At 64.6% G+C, this 16523-nt stretch carries 12 protein-coding genes; 7 read left to right on the forward strand and 5 right to left on the reverse strand.

Translation table 11 applies throughout. From position 1 onward, the window contains the following. The first annotated feature begins 3 nt into the window (after positions 1 to 3). The gene (locus BMI91_RS03660) at positions 4 to 1263 is read left to right on the forward strand and encodes a hypothetical protein (RefSeq protein WP_078603982.1); all 1260 of its coding nucleotides are present in this window, start codon (positions 4 to 6) and stop codon (positions 1261 to 1263) included. Here the strand turns inward: BMI91_RS03660 and BMI91_RS03665 are convergent. Beyond that, positions 1250 to 2314, reverse strand: a complete 1065-nt coding sequence (locus tag BMI91_RS03665) for a glycosyltransferase family 2 protein (RefSeq protein ID WP_078603983.1) — start codon at positions 2312 to 2314, stop codon at positions 1250 to 1252. The two genes, BMI91_RS03660 and BMI91_RS03665, sit on opposite strands and share 14 nt — an antisense overlap. A 235-nt stretch (positions 2315 to 2549) precedes the next feature. Between BMI91_RS03665 and sucC the strand changes: the two genes are divergently transcribed. From sucC to lpdA, 6 genes are all read left to right on the forward strand, one after another. Continuing rightward, positions 2550 to 3743 carry an ADP-forming succinate--CoA ligase subunit beta gene (gene sucC / locus BMI91_RS03670; RefSeq protein WP_078519722.1) on the forward strand — a complete coding sequence of 398 codons (1194 nt, stop codon included), beginning with the start codon at positions 2550 to 2552 and terminating at the stop codon, positions 3741 to 3743. Positions 3744 to 3748: 5 nt separating this feature from the next. After that, positions 3749 to 4636, forward strand: coding sequence for a succinate--CoA ligase subunit alpha (sucD, locus tag BMI91_RS03675; RefSeq protein WP_075776193.1), 888 nt, complete (start codon positions 3749 to 3751; stop codon positions 4634 to 4636). Between the two features lie 552 nt (positions 4637 to 5188). Beyond that, positions 5189 to 8146, forward strand: a complete 2958-nt coding sequence (locus BMI91_RS03680; protein WP_078603984.1) for a 2-oxoglutarate dehydrogenase E1 component — start codon at positions 5189 to 5191, stop codon at positions 8144 to 8146. A 4-nt stretch (positions 8147 to 8150) separates the two neighbouring features. Beyond that, a complete protein-coding gene (gene odhB / locus BMI91_RS03685) occupies positions 8151 to 9686 on the forward strand; it encodes a 2-oxoglutarate dehydrogenase complex dihydrolipoyllysine-residue succinyltransferase (protein ID WP_078603985.1) in 1536 nt (511 codons plus the stop codon). 117 nt (positions 9687 to 9803) lie between these two features. After that, positions 9804 to 10196, forward strand: coding sequence for an MAPEG family protein (locus BMI91_RS03690; protein WP_078603986.1), 393 nt, complete (start codon positions 9804 to 9806; stop codon positions 10194 to 10196). A gap of 48 nt (positions 10197 to 10244) precedes the next feature. Further along, positions 10245 to 11633 carry a dihydrolipoyl dehydrogenase gene (gene lpdA / locus BMI91_RS03695; protein WP_078603987.1) on the forward strand — a complete coding sequence of 463 codons (1389 nt, stop codon included), beginning with the start codon at positions 10245 to 10247 and terminating at the stop codon, positions 11631 to 11633. A 69-nt stretch (positions 11634 to 11702) separates the two neighbouring features. Here lpdA and BMI91_RS03700 read toward each other — a convergent pair whose 3' ends face one another. From BMI91_RS03700 to BMI91_RS03715, 4 genes are all read right to left on the reverse strand, one after another. Then, complete coding sequence (locus BMI91_RS03700) at positions 11703 to 12575, reverse strand: intradiol ring-cleavage dioxygenase (protein WP_078603988.1); 873 nt, start codon at positions 12573 to 12575, stop codon at positions 11703 to 11705. A 68-nt stretch (positions 12576 to 12643) separates the two neighbouring features. Beyond that, on the reverse strand, positions 12644 to 13147 hold the full coding sequence (locus BMI91_RS03705) for an acyl-CoA thioesterase (protein ID WP_078519729.1): 504 nt from the start codon (positions 13145 to 13147) through the stop codon (positions 12644 to 12646). 72 nt (positions 13148 to 13219) lie between these two features. After that, positions 13220 to 15706 (reverse strand): ATP-dependent helicase HrpB, encoded by a 2487-nt coding sequence (gene hrpB, locus BMI91_RS03710; RefSeq protein WP_078603989.1) that lies wholly within the window; start codon positions 15704 to 15706, stop codon positions 13220 to 13222. After that, positions 15678 to 16430 carry a DUF3108 domain-containing protein gene (locus tag BMI91_RS03715; RefSeq protein ID WP_078603990.1) on the reverse strand — a complete coding sequence of 251 codons (753 nt, stop codon included), beginning with the start codon at positions 16428 to 16430 and terminating at the stop codon, positions 15678 to 15680. Before BMI91_RS03715 ends, hrpB begins: the two co-directional genes overlap by 29 nt. Positions 16431 to 16523 lie beyond the last annotated feature (93 nt).

Below are 16523 nucleotides of genomic sequence, written 5' to 3' on the forward strand. Positions count from 1 at the left end.
GCCATGTGTTCCGCCCGTCTCGCCCCGTGTCTTGCCGTTCTTCTCGCCCTTTCACCGGTCACCACGCATGCGCAAGACGGGCCGGTGACCGCCAAGATCGCGCGAAGCGAGGCACCTGCCGCCGATCCAATCTCGGCGCGGATCGGGGCGGAGGGGATCGCGCCGGTGCTGGCCGACCTGCAATCGCAGGACGCGCTTGACCCGAAGGATCGTTTCGCGCTCGGCGGGCTGGAATTCCTCGCGAGCCTCGAGGCGACGATGCGCTGGCAGCTGGAAGCAGGCGGAGCCCGTGTGCTGATGCCCTTCGTGGGCAACCTTCCCGGCAGGCGCGACGCGCCGCGCGAAACCTTCACCGCCGACGCGGTCCCGCGCGAAAGCGAGGCGCTGATCGCCGGCATGGATCGCGCCAAGACCGCGCTCGACGGGCTGGCCGATGGACCGGAGTTCGGTCTTGCGATCGACCTGAACGATCTCTGGTTTGACCTGAACGGCAATGGCACGCGTGACGACGGCGAGGACGCGGTGACGCTGTTGCGCGGCGCCTTCATGCCCCGCGCACCGGAGGCCGAAGCCGGTGCTTCGCGGATCGTGCGCTTCGACAATGCGGATGCGGCCTGGCTTTCGGCCTATACGCATCTGGTCTCGGGCGTGGGCGAGCTAATCTTGGCCTTCGACCCTGAACCGGCCATCGCCCGCGTGATGGCCACCTATGCGAAACTCGTGGACGCGCGCGACAAGGCGATGGGGACCGGGCAAGCCACGTCGCTGGACGGTCTGATGATGTTCAGCTTCATCGACCCGGCGGCGGCGGTGCTCGATATGCTCCACCAGCAGCCCGATCCGACGCGCACCCGTGCCGCGCGGGATCATTGGCTGGCGATGATTGCGGATAACCGGCAGTTCTGGGATCTGGCTGAGGCCGAGACCGACAATCAGGCGGAATGGATTCCGAGCGACGCGCAGGATCAGGCGCTTGGCGTGGAATTTCCCGACGGTCTGGGAGAAACATGGCGGGGCGTGCTGAGCGATGGCGAGGCGCTGCTGACGAGCGAGAAGTCCTTCCCCTTCTGGCGTGTGCCGGTCGGGGTCGATCTGGGCGCGTGGCTGGAAAATCCCGCGCCGCTGCCGCTGACCGGAGTGGTTCAGGGTTGGGCCCTCGATCCCTATTTCACCGACACGCCGATGCTGACGCCCGAGAACTGGACGCGCTTTTCGCGGTTGGTTGGCGGACGCACCGGCATGATGATGTTCACGCTGAACTGACGAGCGGCTCCGGGTCGAAACCGAATTCCTCGCGCAGCCGCCCGATCAACTCGGCCTCATGGAGAAGCAGCGCGCGATCGAAGGCGGCGGGCGAAAGATCGACCTCGTCGCCGAACAACGCGCGGGTCTCAGTCGCGATCTTCACTTCGGGCCGGATCAGCAGCTCGTGGGATTCCAGCTCGTCGGCCTCGTAATCGCGCATCCCCTGCACCTCCCACCAGAGGCTCATCAGCTCGGCGGGATCGGCGGCGCGCTCGGCGGCCTCTGCGAATTGCGCCTTGCGGGACCCGACATAGGGAACGGGCTGTCCCTTCACCTTGGTCGTCGCGCGGCGCAGCATCTTGAGGATGAAGTGCAACGGCGTCAGCCCGTCGAAATGCATCAGCCGACCATTATAGCTGGGCCGATAAGGCAGATCGTTTTCCTTGCTGTCCCAGTCTTTCAGCGGGTAATGCACCCCGATCGCATAGCTGCGCCCAGCCCGCACGACAGGTTTTCCGGCGACATGACCCGCGAGGCCCTTCTTTAGAAAGCGCGACCGGAGACCGTAGAACATCAGCCCGTCCTCCTGAAACCCGTCCCAGCGCCGCCTAAAGACACCGCTAAAGATGTCCGGGCCGGGGTTGCGGTCGAGATAGCAGCGTTCGTCCACTTCGAGACGCAGCCACGCTTTCTGCTCGCCCGTCTTCGCCAGCTCCCATTCGAGCGGGCGCGCGAGGCTCACGAACTCGTCCGCGTCGCAATGGATCATCCAATCCAGGTTGGTCTCGTTCAGCGCGCGGGTCGCATTGTATTTCTGGCGGCCCTGATGGCGCGCGGGCCGTTTCTTCCGCCAGCTGCGCGCCCAGTCGTCATCGCCGGAATGGTGAATGCACGCGCCGTCGACCGGGGCGAGCAGCGCCTCGGCTTCGGGGTTCGGGCGATCAAAAAAGACATGGACCTCGCTCGCGCCGATGCTCAGATGATGCGCGACATAGGCGGCCACCAGCGCCGCGGGCTCGTCCACCGTCGCCACCACGCCCCAGCGCGGCATATCTTGCCCTTGCGTCATCTAAATTCGATCCCTGCCAATGCCCTCAGCGCAGATAGGTTCAATTAACCGAGTCGTGCCAGTGCTCCCATGCCACAGCGCAGCATTTTCCGATTTGTGATCACACCCTTCCGCGCTGTGATCACGTATGTCGCTTTTTCCGGGCGAGTGGGGCAGAATGTCGCGATTTCGGTTTGTCCGCCCCGCTTAACAGCCTAGAACCCCCTCAAATCGCACCAGCATGGGGTATCCAAGGATGAATATCCACGAATATCAGGCCAAACAGCTTCTCAAGAGCTATGGCGCACCGGTCTCGGACGGCCGCGTCGTCCTCAAGGCCGAAGAAGCGAAGACCGCAGCCAGCGAACTCGATGGTCCGCTCTGGGTCGTCAAGGCGCAGATCCACGCAGGTGGCCGCGGCAAGGGCCACTTCAAGGAAGCCGAAGCCGGCGAAAAGGGCGGTGTCCGCCTCGCCAAATCGGTCGAAGAGGCTGAAACGCTCGCCAAGCAGATGCTCGGCAAGACGCTCGTGACGCACCAGACCGGCCCGGCGGGCAAGCAGGTCAACCGCATCTATATCGAAGACGGTTCCGACATCGAGCGCGAACTGTATCTCGCTCTGCTCGTCGACCGTGTGACCTCGCGTGTCTCGATCGTCTCCTCGACCGAAGGCGGCATGGACATCGAGGAAGTCGCGGCGAACACGCCCGAGAAAATCCTCAGCTTCTCGATCGACCCGGCAACCGGCTACCAGCCGTTCCACGGTCGCCGCGTCGCCTTCTCGCTCGGCCTCGAAGGCCCGCAGGTGAAGCAGATGGTCGGCCTTCTCGGCAAGCTCTACCAAGCCTTCGTCGAGAAGGACATGGAGATGCTTGAGATCAACCCGCTGATCGTCATGACCGACGGTAACCTCAAGGTTCTCGACGCCAAGCTCGGCTTCGACGGCAACGCCGTCTACCGTCACTCGGACATCGCCGCCCTGCGCGACGAAACCGAGGAAGACAGCAAAGAGCTCGAAGCGTCGAAATACGACCTCAACTACATCGCGCTCGACGGTGAGATCGGCTGCATGGTGAACGGCGCTGGCCTGGCAATGGCCACGATGGACATCATCAAGCTCTACGGCGCCGAGCCCGCGAACTTCCTCGACGTTGGCGGTGGCGCCACGAAAGAGAAAGTGACCGAAGCGTTCAAGATCATTACCTCGGACAAGAACGTCAAAGGGATCCTCGTGAACATCTTCGGCGGCATCATGCGCTGCGACATCATCGCCGAAGGCGTGATCGCTGCGGTGAAGGAAGTCGGCCTCGAAGTGCCGCTGGTTGTCCGCCTCGAGGGCACCAACGTCGAAAAAGGCAAGGAAATCATCGCGAATTCCGGCCTGAACGTCATCGCCGCCGACAACCTGTCGGATGGCGCAGAAAAAATCGTCAAAGCGGTGAAAGGCTAAGAATCATGGCAGTTCTCGTCAACGAAAACACCAAGGTCATCTGCCAGGGCTTCACCGGCTCGCAGGGCACCTTCCACTCCGAGCAAGCAATCGCGTACGGCACCAAGATGGTCGGCGGCGTGACGCCCGGCAAAGGCGGCCAAGAGCATCTCGGCCTGCCGGTCTTCAACTCGGTCCACGAGGCGAAAGCCAAGACCGAAGCGAACGCCTCGGTGATCTACGTTCCGCCGCCCTTCGCGGCTGACTCGATCCTCGAAGCGATCGACGCGGAAATGGAGCTGATCGTCTGCATCACCGAAGGGATCCCGGTCCTCGACATGATGAAGGTCAAGCGCGCGCTGATCGACAGCAAATCGCGCCTGATCGGCCCGAACTGCCCCGGTGTCATCACGCCCGACGCCTGCAAGATCGGCATCATGCCCGGCCACATCCACAAGCGTGGTTCGGTCGGCGTCGTGTCGCGTTCGGGCACGCTGACCTATGAGGCGGTCAAGCAGACCACCGATATGGGTCTGGGCCAGTCCTCGGCCGTCGGCATCGGCGGTGACCCGATCAAGGGCACCGAGCATATCGACGTGCTCGACATGTTCCTCGACGATCCGGAAACGGAATCGATCATCATGATCGGTGAGATCGGTGGTTCGGCGGAAGAAGAAGCCGCGGAATTCCTCGCCGAGCAGAAGAAGAAAGGTCGCTGGAAGCCGACCGCTGGCTTCATCGCTGGCCGCACGGCCCCTCCCGGCCGCCGCATGGGCCACGCCGGCGCGATCGTCGCGGGCGGCAAGGGCGACGCGGAATCGAAGATCGAAGCCATGAAATCGGCCGGTATCGTCGTCGCAGACAGCCCCGCTACGCTGGGCGAAGCCGTGATGAAAGCGATCAAGGGCGAATAAGCCCTATTGAGACAGGCGGGGTCGCGGCGCACGCGGCCCTGCATCCTGACCAAGGAAAGGACCGGACCCATGTCGCTGCGGATCGCACGGCGCGCCTCCCTCCCCGTTTCGGGGACGGTCGCATGCGCCCTGCTTGAAAGCAGCGAAGGGGACCGGTCTTCTTCTGCGACGGAGCGCGTCGCCAAACGCACCGGAAAGCCCGCCCTTGGCGTCCTCGCTCCGGTCGCGGGCGTCCGCTCACCGGTCGCAGTTCAGACTGCGCGCATCCCTGCCCTGCATGGAAGTCCTGACATCAGCACCTACATCATTGACCCAGAAGGCAATATGCCCGGGACGACAGGTGCCGGTTTCGGAGTATCCGTGATGGCCCCGCGCGCGAAGGAAAGGACCCTACATCATGTCCCGTTCCACCCTTGTATCCGTCGCGAGGGCGTTCGCGCGCCGCGCGACCCCGCCACCACACGCGCCCAGCGTTTAACCAACCGTTCAATGGGCCGCTGATAGACGTTCGAGTTCCACAGATCCCTGTTTCACCGACCGAAGGTGAGGAAAATGACCGACCAATCCCCCAACGACCAGTTCAATGCCTCGCAGTTCCTGCAAGGCGCGAATGCCGAATATGTCGAGCAGCTCTATGCCAAGTTCGCCGAAGATCCGTCTTCGGTCGATACCGCCTGGGCTGCCTTCTTCGCCTCGCTCGGTGATCCCGATCAGGACGTGAAGAAATCCGCCGAAGGCGCAAGCTGGGAGCGTCGCGACTGGCCGCCGGTAGTCGCCGACGACCTGACCGCCGCGCTGACCGGCGAATGGCCCGCCGCCCCTGCCGAGGGAAAGGCCGCTGGCGACAAGATCAAGAAGAAGGCCGCCGAGGCTGGCGTTCCGGTCGATGAAGCCGCAGTCAAACGCGCCGTGCTGGACTCGATCCGCGCGCTGATGATTATCCGCGCCTACCGTATCCGCGGCCACCTCGCCGCCGATCTCGACCCGCTGAACATGCGCGAAACCGGTCAGCATCCGGAGCTCGATCCGAAGAGCTACGGCTTCACCGATGCCGACATGGATCGCCCAATCTTCATCGACAACGTGCTCGGCCTCGAGATCGCCTCGATGCGCCAGATCATGGATATCGTGAAGCGCACCTATTGCGGCACCTTCGCGCTGCAATACATGCACATCTCCGATCCCGAGCAATCGGCCTGGCTGAAAGAGCGCATCGAAGGCTACGGCAAGGAGATCACCTTCACCAAGACCGGCCGCCGCGCGATCCTCAACAAGCTCGTCGAGGCGGAAGGGTTCGAGAAGTTCCTGCACGTCAAATACATGGGCACGAAGCGGTTCGGCCTTGATGGTGGCGAAGCGCTGATCCCCGCGATGGAGCAGATCATCAAGCGGGGCGGTCAGCTCGGCCTGCAAGAGGTCGTGGTCGGCATGCCCCACCGCGGTCGCCTCTCGGTCCTCGCCAACGTGCTGCAAAAGCCCTATCGCGCGATCTTCCACGAATTCCAGGGCGGCTCGTTCAAGCCCGAGGACGTGGACGGCTCCGGCGACGTGAAATACCACCTCGGCGCTTCCGCCGACCGTGAGTTCGACGGCAACAAGGTCCACCTGTCGCTGACCGCGAACCCCTCGCACCTCGAGGCGGTGAACCCGGTCGCGCTCGGCAAGGTCCGTGCCAAGCAGGATCAGCTGGCTGACCGTTCGGACCGCTCCAAGGTTGTCTCGGTGCTGCTGCACGGGGATGCGGCCTTCGCCGGTCAGGGCGTCGTGGCCGAGTGCTTCCAGCTCTCGGGCATTCGCGGCCACCGCACGGGCGGCACGATCCACCTCGTCGTGAACAACCAGATCGGCTTCACGACCGCGCCGCACTTCTCGCGCACCTCGCCCTATCCGACCGATCTCGCGCTGATGGTGGAAGCTCCGATCTTCCACGTGAACGGCGACGATCCGGAGGCCGTCGTGCACGCAGCCCGCGTCGCGACCGAGTTCCGCCAGAAGTTCCACAAGGACGTGGTCATCGACATCTTCTGCTACCGCCGCTTCGGTCACAACGAAGGCGACGAGCCGATGTTCACCAACCCGGTGATGTACAAGTCGATCAAGACCCACAAGACCACGCTGCAGCTCTACACCGAGCGTCTCGTGGCTGACGGCCTGATCCCCGAGGGCGAGATCGAGGATATGAAAGCCTCGTTCCAGTCGCATCTCAACGAGGAGTTCGAAGCCGGTAAGGTCTTCAAGCCGAACAAGGCCGACTGGCTCGACGGTCGCTGGTCCGGGATGGAGCAGGAAAAGAGCGAATACGAGCGTGGCACCACCGCGATCGCGCCCGAGACCTTCGAAGAGGTCGGCAAGGCGCTCGTGACCGCGCCCGAGAAATTCGCGCTGCATAAGACGGTCGGGCGTCTGCTCGAGAACAAGAAGCAGATGTTCGAGACCGGCAAGGGCTTCGATTGGGCGACCGCCGAGGCACTGGCCTTCGGCTCGCTTCTGACCGAGGGCTATCCGGTCCGTCTCTCGGGTCAGGATGCTACGCGCGGCACCTTCTCGCAGCGCCACTCGGCGCTGGTCAATCAGGACAACGAAGACCGCTACTACCCGCTGAACAACATCCGTGAAGGTCAGGCCCGCTACGAGGTGATCGACTCGATGCTCAGCGAATACGCGGTGCTCGGGTTCGAATACGGCTACTCGCTGGCGGAACCGAAGGCGCTGACGCTCTGGGAAGCGCAGTTCGGCGATTTCGCCAACGGCGCGCAGATCATGTTCGACCAGTTCATCAACTCGGGCGAGCGGAAATGGCTGCGCATGTCGGGTCTCGTCTGCCTGCTGCCGCACGGTTTCGAAGGTCAGGGCCCCGAGCACAGCTCGGCCCGTCTGGAGCGTTTCCTGCAGCTGTCGGCGGAAGATAACTGGATCGTCGCGAACTGCACGACGCCGGCGAACTACTTCCACATTCTGCGCCGCCAGATCCACCGCGACTTCCGCAAGCCGCTGATCCTGATGACGCCGAAATCGCTTCTGCGTCACCCCAAGGCGGTCTCGACCACGGAAGACTTCACCACCGGGTCCAGCTTCCACCGCGTGCTGTGGGACGACGCCCAACAGGGCAATTCGGATCTGGAGCTGAAGTCCGACGACAAGATCAAGCGCGTCGTGATGTGCTCGGGCAAGGTCTATTACGACCTGCTGGCACAGCGCGACGAACGCGGGCTGGACGATGTCTACCTGCTGCGTCTGGAACAGTTCTACCCGTTCCCCGCGCAGGCGGTCACCAAAGAGCTGACCCGCTTCAAGAATGCCGAGATCGTCTGGTGCCAAGAGGAGCCGAAGAACCAAGGCGCTTGGTTCTTCGTCGAGCCCTATATCGAATGGGTCCTCGCCAAGATCGACGCGAAACATGCCCGTGCGCGCTATGCAGGCCGTGCAGCTTCCGCCTCGCCCGCGACGGGTCTGGCAAGCCGCCACAAGGCCGAGCAGGACGCGCTCGTCAACGATGCACTGGAGGGTTGAATAGATGTCCACTGAAGTCCGCGTTCCCACGCTCGGAGAGAGCGTCACGGAAGCCACCGTCGCCACCTGGTTCAAGAAGCCCGGCGACACGGTGGCCGCCGATGAGATGCTCTGCGAACTCGAAACCGACAAGGTGACCGTCGAAGTGCCGAGCCCCGCGGCCGGTACGCTTGGCGAGATCGTGGCCGCTGAGGGCGAGACCGTCGGCGTCGATGCGCTTCTCGCGACGATCGAAGAGGCCGGCGCCAGCCCCGCGCCGAAGAAGACAGAAGACAAACCGGCGGAAAAACCCGCCCAACAGCCCCAATCGAACGAGGGAAAAATGACCGACGTTATGGTGCCCAGCCTTGGTGAATCGGTCACCGAGGCAACTGTGTCGACGTGGTTCAAGAAGGTCGGCGACACGGTCGCGGCCGACGAGATGCTCTGCGAGCTGGAAACCGACAAGGTGTCCGTCGAAGTGCCGTCTCCCGCGGCTGGCGTTCTCAAGGAGATCGTCGCCGAAGAAGGCACGACCGTCGATGCCTCGGCCAAGCTTGCCGTGATCGCCGAAGGCGAATCCGGTGGCGCCTCCGACAGTGCCCCCGCGAAGGAAGAGGCCAAATCCGAAGCCCCCGCTGCCAGCAGCAAGGGCGGCAAGGATGTCGAGGATGCACCTTCGGCCAAGAAGCTGATGGCCGAGAAGGGTATCGACCCGGCCTCCGTTCAGGGGTCTGGCAAAGACGGCCGGATCATGAAGGAAGACGTGGCCAAGGCCGAAAACGCGCCGAAGCAGGCGTCGGTCAACGTCGCCTCGACGCCCTCGCAAGCGCCGCGCGGCCCGGTCAATGCCGATGACGCGTCGCGCGAAGAGCGCGTGAAGATGACCCGCCTGCGTGCGACCATCGCCAAGCGCCTCAAGGACTCGCAGAACACCGCCGCGATGCTGACCACCTATAACGAGGTGGACATGTCGGGCGTCATGAACCTGCGCAACGAGTACAAGGACCTGTTCAACAAGAAGCACGGCGTGAAGCTCGGCTTCATGTCTTTCTTCGTGAAGGCCTGCTGCCACGCGCTCAAAGAGGTCCCGGAAGTCAACGCCGAGATCGACGGCAACGAGGTCGTCTACAAGAACTACGTCCACATGGGCGTGGCCGTGGGCACCCCGAACGGGCTCGTCGTGCCGGTCGTGCGCGATGCCGACCAGATGAGCTTCGCCTCGATCGAGAAGACGATCGCCGAGATGGGCACCCGCGCCCGTGACGGCAAGCTCTCGATGGCCGAAATGCAGGGCGGTTCGTTCACCATCTCGAACGGCGGCGTCTACGGCTCGCTGATGTCCTCGCCGATCCTCAACCCGCCGCAATCGGGTATCCTCGGCATGCACAAGATCCAGGAACGTCCGATGGTCGAGAACGGCCAGATCGTCATCAAGCCGATGATGTATCTCGCGCTGAGCTACGACCACCGTATCGTCGACGGCAAAGGCGCCGTGACCTTCCTCGTGCGCGTCAAGGAAGCGCTGGAAGATCCGCGCCGCCTGCTTATGGACCTGTAAGGTAAGCGACTTGGGACGAAGGCGGCGGCCCCCGCCTCCTTCGCTCTTGCCAAATATCCTCGGGGGGTCCGGGGGGCAGACAGCCCTCCGGTCCGCCCTCTCCACCGGGAGCGACCCATGACCCCCGAACTCACCGTGCTCATCCTCGCGATCCTGCTCCATCTGGGGCTGATGGTCGCCTATTCGGTCAAAGCGAATACCGAGCTCGGCACGAAATACCCCGTCTCTCCGCGCGACAGGACGCCGCCGCCGATCTCGACCCTGCTCGGTCGGATTCAGCGCGCGATGAACAACTCCTTCGAGGGGCTTATCCTCTTCGCCCCCGTCGCGCTGGTCATCGGCCTGACCGGGCAGTCGAGCGCCGCCACTGCGGCCTTCGCCTGGATCTTCCTGATCGCGCGGGTTCTCTACATTCCGTCCTATCTGCTGGGCTGGGTGCCGTGGCGCTCGCTCATCTGGGGCTTTTCCTTCTTCGCAATTCTGGCGCTGGCAGTTGCCGCGCTGATCTGACCTCCCGGCGCGAGGCCCCCTCGCGCCCCAATCCAAGGAGCAAGAACAATGGCTGACTATGATGTGATCGTGATCGGCGGCGGCCCGGGCGGCTATGTCTGCGCCATCCGCTGCGCCCAGCTGGGCCTGAAAACCGCCTGTGTCGAAGGCCGCGACAGCCTCGGCGGCACCTGCCTCAACGTGGGCTGCATCCCCTCCAAGGCGCTGCTGCATGCCACGCATCAGCTGCACGAAGCCGAGCATAACTTCGCCAAGATGGGCCTGAAGGGCAAATCGCCTTCGGTCGATTGGAAGCAGATGCTGACCTACAAGCAGGAAGTCATCGACGGCAACACCAAGGGCATCGAGTTCCTGTTCAAGAAGAACAAGATCGACTGGCTCAAGGGCTGGGGCTCGATCCCGGAAGCCGGCAAGGTGAAAGTGGGCGAGGACGTCCATAACGCCAAGAGCATCGTGATCGCCACCGGCTCCGAACCCTCTTCGCTGCCGGGCATCGAGATCGACGAGAAGACCGTCGTGACCTCGACCGGCGCGCTGTCGCTCAACAAGATCCCGAAGTCGATGGTCGTCATCGGTGCGGGCGTCATCGGTCTGGAAATGGGCTCGGTCTATGCCCGTCTCGGCGCGGATGTAACCGTCGTGGAATATCTCGACGCGATCACCCCCGGCATGGACGGCGAGGTTTCCAAGAACTTCCAGAAGATCCTGTCCAAGCAGGGCCTGAAATTCGTCATGGGCGCCGCCGTCCAGAGCGTCGACGTGAAGAACGGCAAGGCCACGGTGAACTACCAGCTGCGCAAGGATGAGAGCGAGGCTTCGATCGAAGCCGAAACCGTTCTCGTCGCGACCGGCCGCAAGCCCTATACCGATGGTCTGGGCCTTGAGGGCGTCGGCGTCGAGATGCTGCCGCGCGGTCAGGTGAAAACCGACGCGCATTGGCAGACCTCCGCGAAGGGCATTTACGCGATCGGCGACGCGGTCACCGGTCCGATGCTCGCCCACAAGGCCGAGGACGAAGGCATGGCCGTCGCCGAAGTCATCGCGGGCAAGCATGGCCACGTGAACTACGACGTGATCCCGAGCGTGATCTACACCACCCCGGAAGTCGCCTCGGTGGGCCAGACCGAAGAGGCGCTCAAGCAGGACGGCCGCGCCTACAAGGTCGGCAAGTTCTCCTTCATGGGCAATGGCCGCGCCAAGGCGGTGTTCCAGTCGGACGGCTTCGTGAAGCTGATCGCGGATAAGGAAACCGACCGCATCCTCGGTTGCCACATCATCGGTCCCGGCGCGGGCGACCTGATCCACGAGATCTGCGTGGCGATGGAGTTCGGCGCCTCGGCGCAAGACGTGGCGCTGACCTGCCACGCCCACCCGACCTTCTCCGAAGCCGTGCGCGAAGCCGCGCTCGCCTGCGGCGACGGCGCGATCCACGCCTGATAGGCCAAGGGTCGTGAGAAATGCGAAAGGGCGCCCCGCGGGGCGCCCTTTTTTTGGCCGTCGAAAGGCTCAGCTGTCCTTCTCGGGCACCAGATCGTCCGGCGTCCAATCGCCAGACCCGGAGGGGCCCATGCCACCCGCATCGCCCGGCGGCGGGCCGGGAGGGGCTCCGTTCGGGCCGCCTGCGCCGCCCGGACCACCATTGCCTGCCTCGCTCACCGCATCCGGGTTCACGCCCACCACGAGCTGCGCCACATACCCCTCGCTCTGCTCGCGCAGCGCTGCATAGGCGCCATCGCCTGCCTGATGCGCGATCCCGTCACTTGCGTTGATCGTGTCGCGGGTGCTTTCGCGCGTATAGGGCGCGATATTGTCATAGAGATACTGGCTCAGCGCATCGGGGAAAAAGATTTGCGAGGTCAGCACGGTCACCTCGTCGAGGAAGACCTTGTAATGGATGTGAGTCGTGCGCCCGCGATACCAGCCCGGATAGATCGTCTGGAATTGCACAAGCCCGCCCGCTTCCGTCATCTGCGTGCCGCGCAGGAAGGTTTGGCCGGTGGTGTCGAGCGTGGCCTCGGAGCCTTGGTTCGCATAGCCTGAATAATTGCCCTCGGCGTCGCAATGCCAAACATCGACGCGCGCGCCTTCGATCGGGGTGCAATCGGAATTGACGACCTGCATCTGCAATACCAGCGGAATGCCCGTCCGGTCCTCGGTAATGTCGGCGCGCACCAGATTTGGGTCGATATAATAGGGGCCTTCGGTGACTTCCGGCATCACCAGACAGACATTGGGCGTAATCAACCCGGCGGCCGTTGCGGCAGAACTGGCTTCGGCGCGCGCGGCCAGCGGAAACGTCGCAGCACCAGCAGCGACCGGAGAGGCCGCGAGCGCGCGCAGAAGGTTTCGTCGGGAAAGATTGGGGGAGGTTTGTCTCATGCGTGAATTCCTTTCGCAGGTTCAACGCATCGGACCACCCGTTTCCGTCTTTCACCGTTGCGTGAGGCCTACCCCTCGCCGTGATCCGCCGCCGCGTCCATCTTGGCGGCGAATTCCCGGCGCAGTTCGCGGCGCAGTTCGGCGGCGCGCCAGCGGTGGCGCTCCTCTGCGGTCTCCGCCTCCAGTTTCGGCACCGCGGCGGGTTTGCCGTCCTCGTCCACCGCGACCATGGTGAAATAGCAGCTATTGGTGTGCCGCCGCGTGCCTGCGGTGATGTTCTCGGCCTCGACGCGGATGCCGATCTCCATCGAGGTGCGGCCCGTGTGGTTCACGCTGGCGCGGAACGTCACCAGCTCGCCCACGTTGATCGGCTGCTGGAAGGTCACCTGATCGACCGACAGCGTCACCGCGTAGCGCTGCGAGTAGCGCGAGGCGAGCGAGAACGCGACCCGGTCGAGCCAGTTCAGCAGCGCGCCGCCATGCACCTTGCCGGAGAAATTCGCCTGATCGGGCGTCATCAGCACGGTCATCACGAGGCGCTTGCGGTCCTCGAAGCTCAGCGTTTCGGTCATGTTTTTTCCTCGTTGCCCCGGGCCATATGCGCGAAAGCCTCCCGTCGGGTCAATCCGCACGGTGCGCATAGCTTACTTGCGCGGCTTGGCCCGCAAGGTCGGATCGGCCTCGCGCGGGTCTTCGGGCCACGGGTGCTTGGGGTAGCGCCCGCGCATATCCTTGCGCACATCGGCGTAGGAGCCTTCCCAGAAACCCGGCAGGTCCATCGTCACCTGAATGGGTTTGTGGCCGGGCGACAGAAGCGTGATCCTGAGCGGCAGGCGTTTCGGGCCGACCGTGGGATGGGCGGTGACGCCGAACATCTCCTGCAGGCGGATCTCGATCCCCGGCGCCTCTCCCGCGTAGTCGATCGGCACGCGACGGCCCAGAGGGGTCTCGAAATGCGCAGGAGCCAAACGATCCACGAGCTGCATCTGCTCCCAGTCGAGGGCGGCGCGCAGCGGATCGGTGAGGTCCAGCTTGCGCAAATCAGCCTCGGTCCGGGCCTTGCCCAGATAGGGCAGAAGCCAGTTCTCCGCCCTCTCCAACAGCCCCTCATCCGAGAAATCCGGCAGATCGGCCCCCTGCCCGCGCAGTAGCTCCACCCGCGCCTGAAGGCGGCGTGCGGCGGGCGTCATCGGCAGCCCGATCTGGCGCAGCCCGGCCAATGCGCCGCGCGCCAACGCCTCGCGCGGAGCGTCTTTCCAGACGCGATCGTCCAGCACCAGCGCGCCGAACCGTTCGTGCTTGCGCGCAATCACCCGGCCCTCGCGCCTGGACCAGTCGCAGACATCGTGCCACGCGATTTGATCGGCGAAGAGGCGGCGAACCTCGGCCTCGGAGATCGCGATGCCTTGGCGCACTTTCGCCTCGCGCGGATCGCCGTCGAGATCGCTCACCACGATCAGGCGTTGTGCGCCCAGCGGATCGCCCTCGGCCACCACCGCGCCCTTGCCGCCTGACAGCACGTAGCGCGGCGCATCGCCCTTGCGGCGCAGACCGACGCGGTCGGGATAGGCGAGCGCGAGTTGTTCGGCGGGCGAATAGGTCTCGGGCGTCTCGGGGGCGAGGCGGGCCAGCCGCTTCGCCTCGGAGCGGATACGCTCGATCGTGCCGCGATGGGGCGTGTAGGGATGGTTCGCCTCGAAACGCTTCGGGTCGCGGATGGCGCTGAGGCGCAGAGTCAGATCGGCGGGCGCGCCGCGCAGGGGATCGCGCTCGGCCAATAGGGCAGCGAGAGGCGCGGCCTCGGGGCCAGCGGTCAACAGCATATGCCCGAGGCGCGGATGCAGCGGCAGTTTGGCGAGCCTGCGGCCGTGTTCGGTGATCAGCCCCGATTTAAGCGCGCCGAGCTCTTCCAGCAAAGCGCGCGCCTCCGCCATCGCGTGCGCGGGCGGCGGGGTCAGGAAAGCCAGATCGCCGCCATCGGTGCCCCAGACCGCGAGCTCCAGCGCGAGGCCGGTGAGGTCGGCCACCTCGATCTCGGGCGGGGCGAAGGCGGGCAGCGCGCCTTCCGCGCCCTTGGTCCAGAACCGGTAGCAGATGCCTTCCGCCACGCGGCCCGCGCGGCCCCGGCGCTGCTCGGCCTCGGCGCGGGAGACGGGCTCTGTCACCAATCGCGCCATGCCGGAGCTTGGATCGAAGCGCGCGCGGCGGGCCCGGCCGCCGTCGATGACGACGCGGATGTCTTCGATGGTCAGCGAGGTTTCCGCTATGGCGGTGGCCAGCACCAGCTTGCGGCCCGAGGGCGCGGGCGCGATGGCAGCGCGTTGGGCTGCGAATTCCATCGCGCCGAACAGCGGGCGGATCGCGATATCGGGTGGCAGGCGGCCCTTCAGCAGAGCTTCGACGCGGCGAATCTCGCCCTCGCCCGGCAGAAAGGCCAGGAGACTACCGTCGGTGGCCTCGGCGGCCTCCGTGATAAGTCCAGCCATCGCGGCCTCGAACCGCATCGAACTGTCGACCGGCCGGTCCAGCCAGCGCGTCTCCACCGGATAGGCCCGTCCCTCGGACACCGCGATCGGCGCATCCTCTAGAAGCGCCGCCACCGGCTCGGCATCGAGCGTGGCCGACATCACCACCAGCGCCAGATCGGGGCGCAGCGCGCCGCGCACCTCCCATGCCAGCGCCAGCCCCAGATCGGCATTGAGCGAGCGTTCGTGGAATTCGTCGAAGATCACGCAGCCGATGCCGGTCAGTTCCGGGTCGGATTGCAGCACGCGGGTCAGGATGCCTTCGGTCACCACCTCGATACGGGTGGCTTTCGAGACCTTCGCCTCGCCCCGGATGCGGTAGCCGACCGTCTCGCCGACCTTTTCGCCCAAAGTGTCCGCCATGCGCTCGGCGGCGGCGCGCGCGGCCAGACGGCGCGGCTCCAGCATGACGATCCGGCCCTCGATCTGGTCGAGCAGCGCGAGGGGCACGCGGGTCGTCTTGCCCGCGCCCGGCGGCGCCATCAGCACCGCGCGGCCATGCGCAGACAGCGCCGCCCGCAGATCGGGCAGCACCACGTCGATCGGAAGAGAGAGGCGGTCTGTATTCACCCGCCCCTTATTGCCGAGTGAGGCGGCCTTTTCCATAGAGCGTGTCGGTCTCGATCTTGTCGACCTGCAAACCGCCCTTCGGGCTCGGCTCGTAATAGAGGGTGAAGGCGAAGCGGCTCTTTTCCTTCATGTCTTTTTCCGAGAACCCTTCGAGCCTGCGATATTCCCCCGAACAGACGAGATCTTTGCCGTCCGGTTTCGGATCGAAGAGGCGCACCTGAGAGCGCCGCGCACCGTCATACATCTTCACGTCGAGCTTGCAGGCCTCGTCGCGCGGCACATCGCGCAGCACCGCATAGAGCGCGGTCAGCGGATCGACCGTGCCGCCCTGTTTCGCGGGATCGACATCGCGGGGCTTGGGCTTGCGCGGCGGCTGCTGGCTGACGGAAACGGGCGTGCCGTTGTTGTAGACGATCTGGTGCTTCGACTTGCGCCCCGGCGCGTCGTCCACCTCCGAATACTTGAGCGGGGTGAATTTCTGGCCGTCATGAAGCCCCGAGACGCTGGCCGAGAACTTGATCTTGCGCAGCAGCCCCACGAGGCCCGCCGTCTGCAGCACACCGTTCGCGCCATATGCCCCGTCGGTGATCTTGCCGTTGATCGCCAGCTCGCCCGCGCGGATGCCTTTGAGCACCACGTCGAAGACGATCTTGTCGCTTTGCTCGGCGCGTGCGGGCGCTGCGCCAAGGGGCGCGATCACCAGCGCCGCTGTCAGCGCAGCGGTCAAGGCGCGGGGCAAACGGTTCGAAAGAGATGTCATTGGCATCCTCGTGTCAGGAATTTCCCATTGGGTCTGGACATAGGTCGCAGGGTGCAGGCAAGTAACCGATAAGTCTTCACGTCTGATGTCATT

The sequence above is a fragment of the Thioclava sediminum genome (assembly GCF_002020355.1).
Classification (GTDB): domain Bacteria; phylum Pseudomonadota; class Alphaproteobacteria; order Rhodobacterales; family Rhodobacteraceae; genus Thioclava; species Thioclava sediminum.

Coding starts and splice junctions, on each gene's coding strand:
- BMI91_RS03680 (WP_078603984.1), top strand. CDS start 5,189: ATGACCGACCAATCCCCCAACGACCAGTTCAATGCCTCGCAGTTCCTG.
- sucC (WP_078519722.1), top strand. CDS start 2,550: ATGAATATCCACGAATATCAGGCCAAACAGCTTCTCAAGAGCTATGGC.
- BMI91_RS03660 (WP_078603982.1), top strand. CDS start 4: ATGTGTTCCGCCCGTCTCGCCCCGTGTCTTGCCGTTCTTCTCGCCCTT.
- hrpB (WP_078603989.1), bottom strand. CDS start 15,706: ATGGAAAAGGCCGCCTCACTCGGCAATAAGGGGCGGGTGAATACAGAC.
- sucD (WP_075776193.1), top strand. CDS start 3,749: ATGGCAGTTCTCGTCAACGAAAACACCAAGGTCATCTGCCAGGGCTTC.
- BMI91_RS03690 (WP_078603986.1), top strand. CDS start 9,804: ATGACCCCCGAACTCACCGTGCTCATCCTCGCGATCCTGCTCCATCTG.
- lpdA (WP_078603987.1), top strand. CDS start 10,245: ATGGCTGACTATGATGTGATCGTGATCGGCGGCGGCCCGGGCGGCTAT.
- odhB (WP_078603985.1), top strand. CDS start 8,151: ATGTCCACTGAAGTCCGCGTTCCCACGCTCGGAGAGAGCGTCACGGAA.
- BMI91_RS03705 (WP_078519729.1), bottom strand. CDS start 13,147: ATGACCGAAACGCTGAGCTTCGAGGACCGCAAGCGCCTCGTGATGACC.
- BMI91_RS03715 (WP_078603990.1), bottom strand. CDS start 16,430: ATGACATCTCTTTCGAACCGTTTGCCCCGCGCCTTGACCGCTGCGCTG.
- BMI91_RS03700 (WP_078603988.1), bottom strand. CDS start 12,575: ATGAGACAAACCTCCCCCAATCTTTCCCGACGAAACCTTCTGCGCGCG.
- BMI91_RS03665 (WP_078603983.1), bottom strand. CDS start 2,314: ATGACGCAAGGGCAAGATATGCCGCGCTGGGGCGTGGTGGCGACGGTG.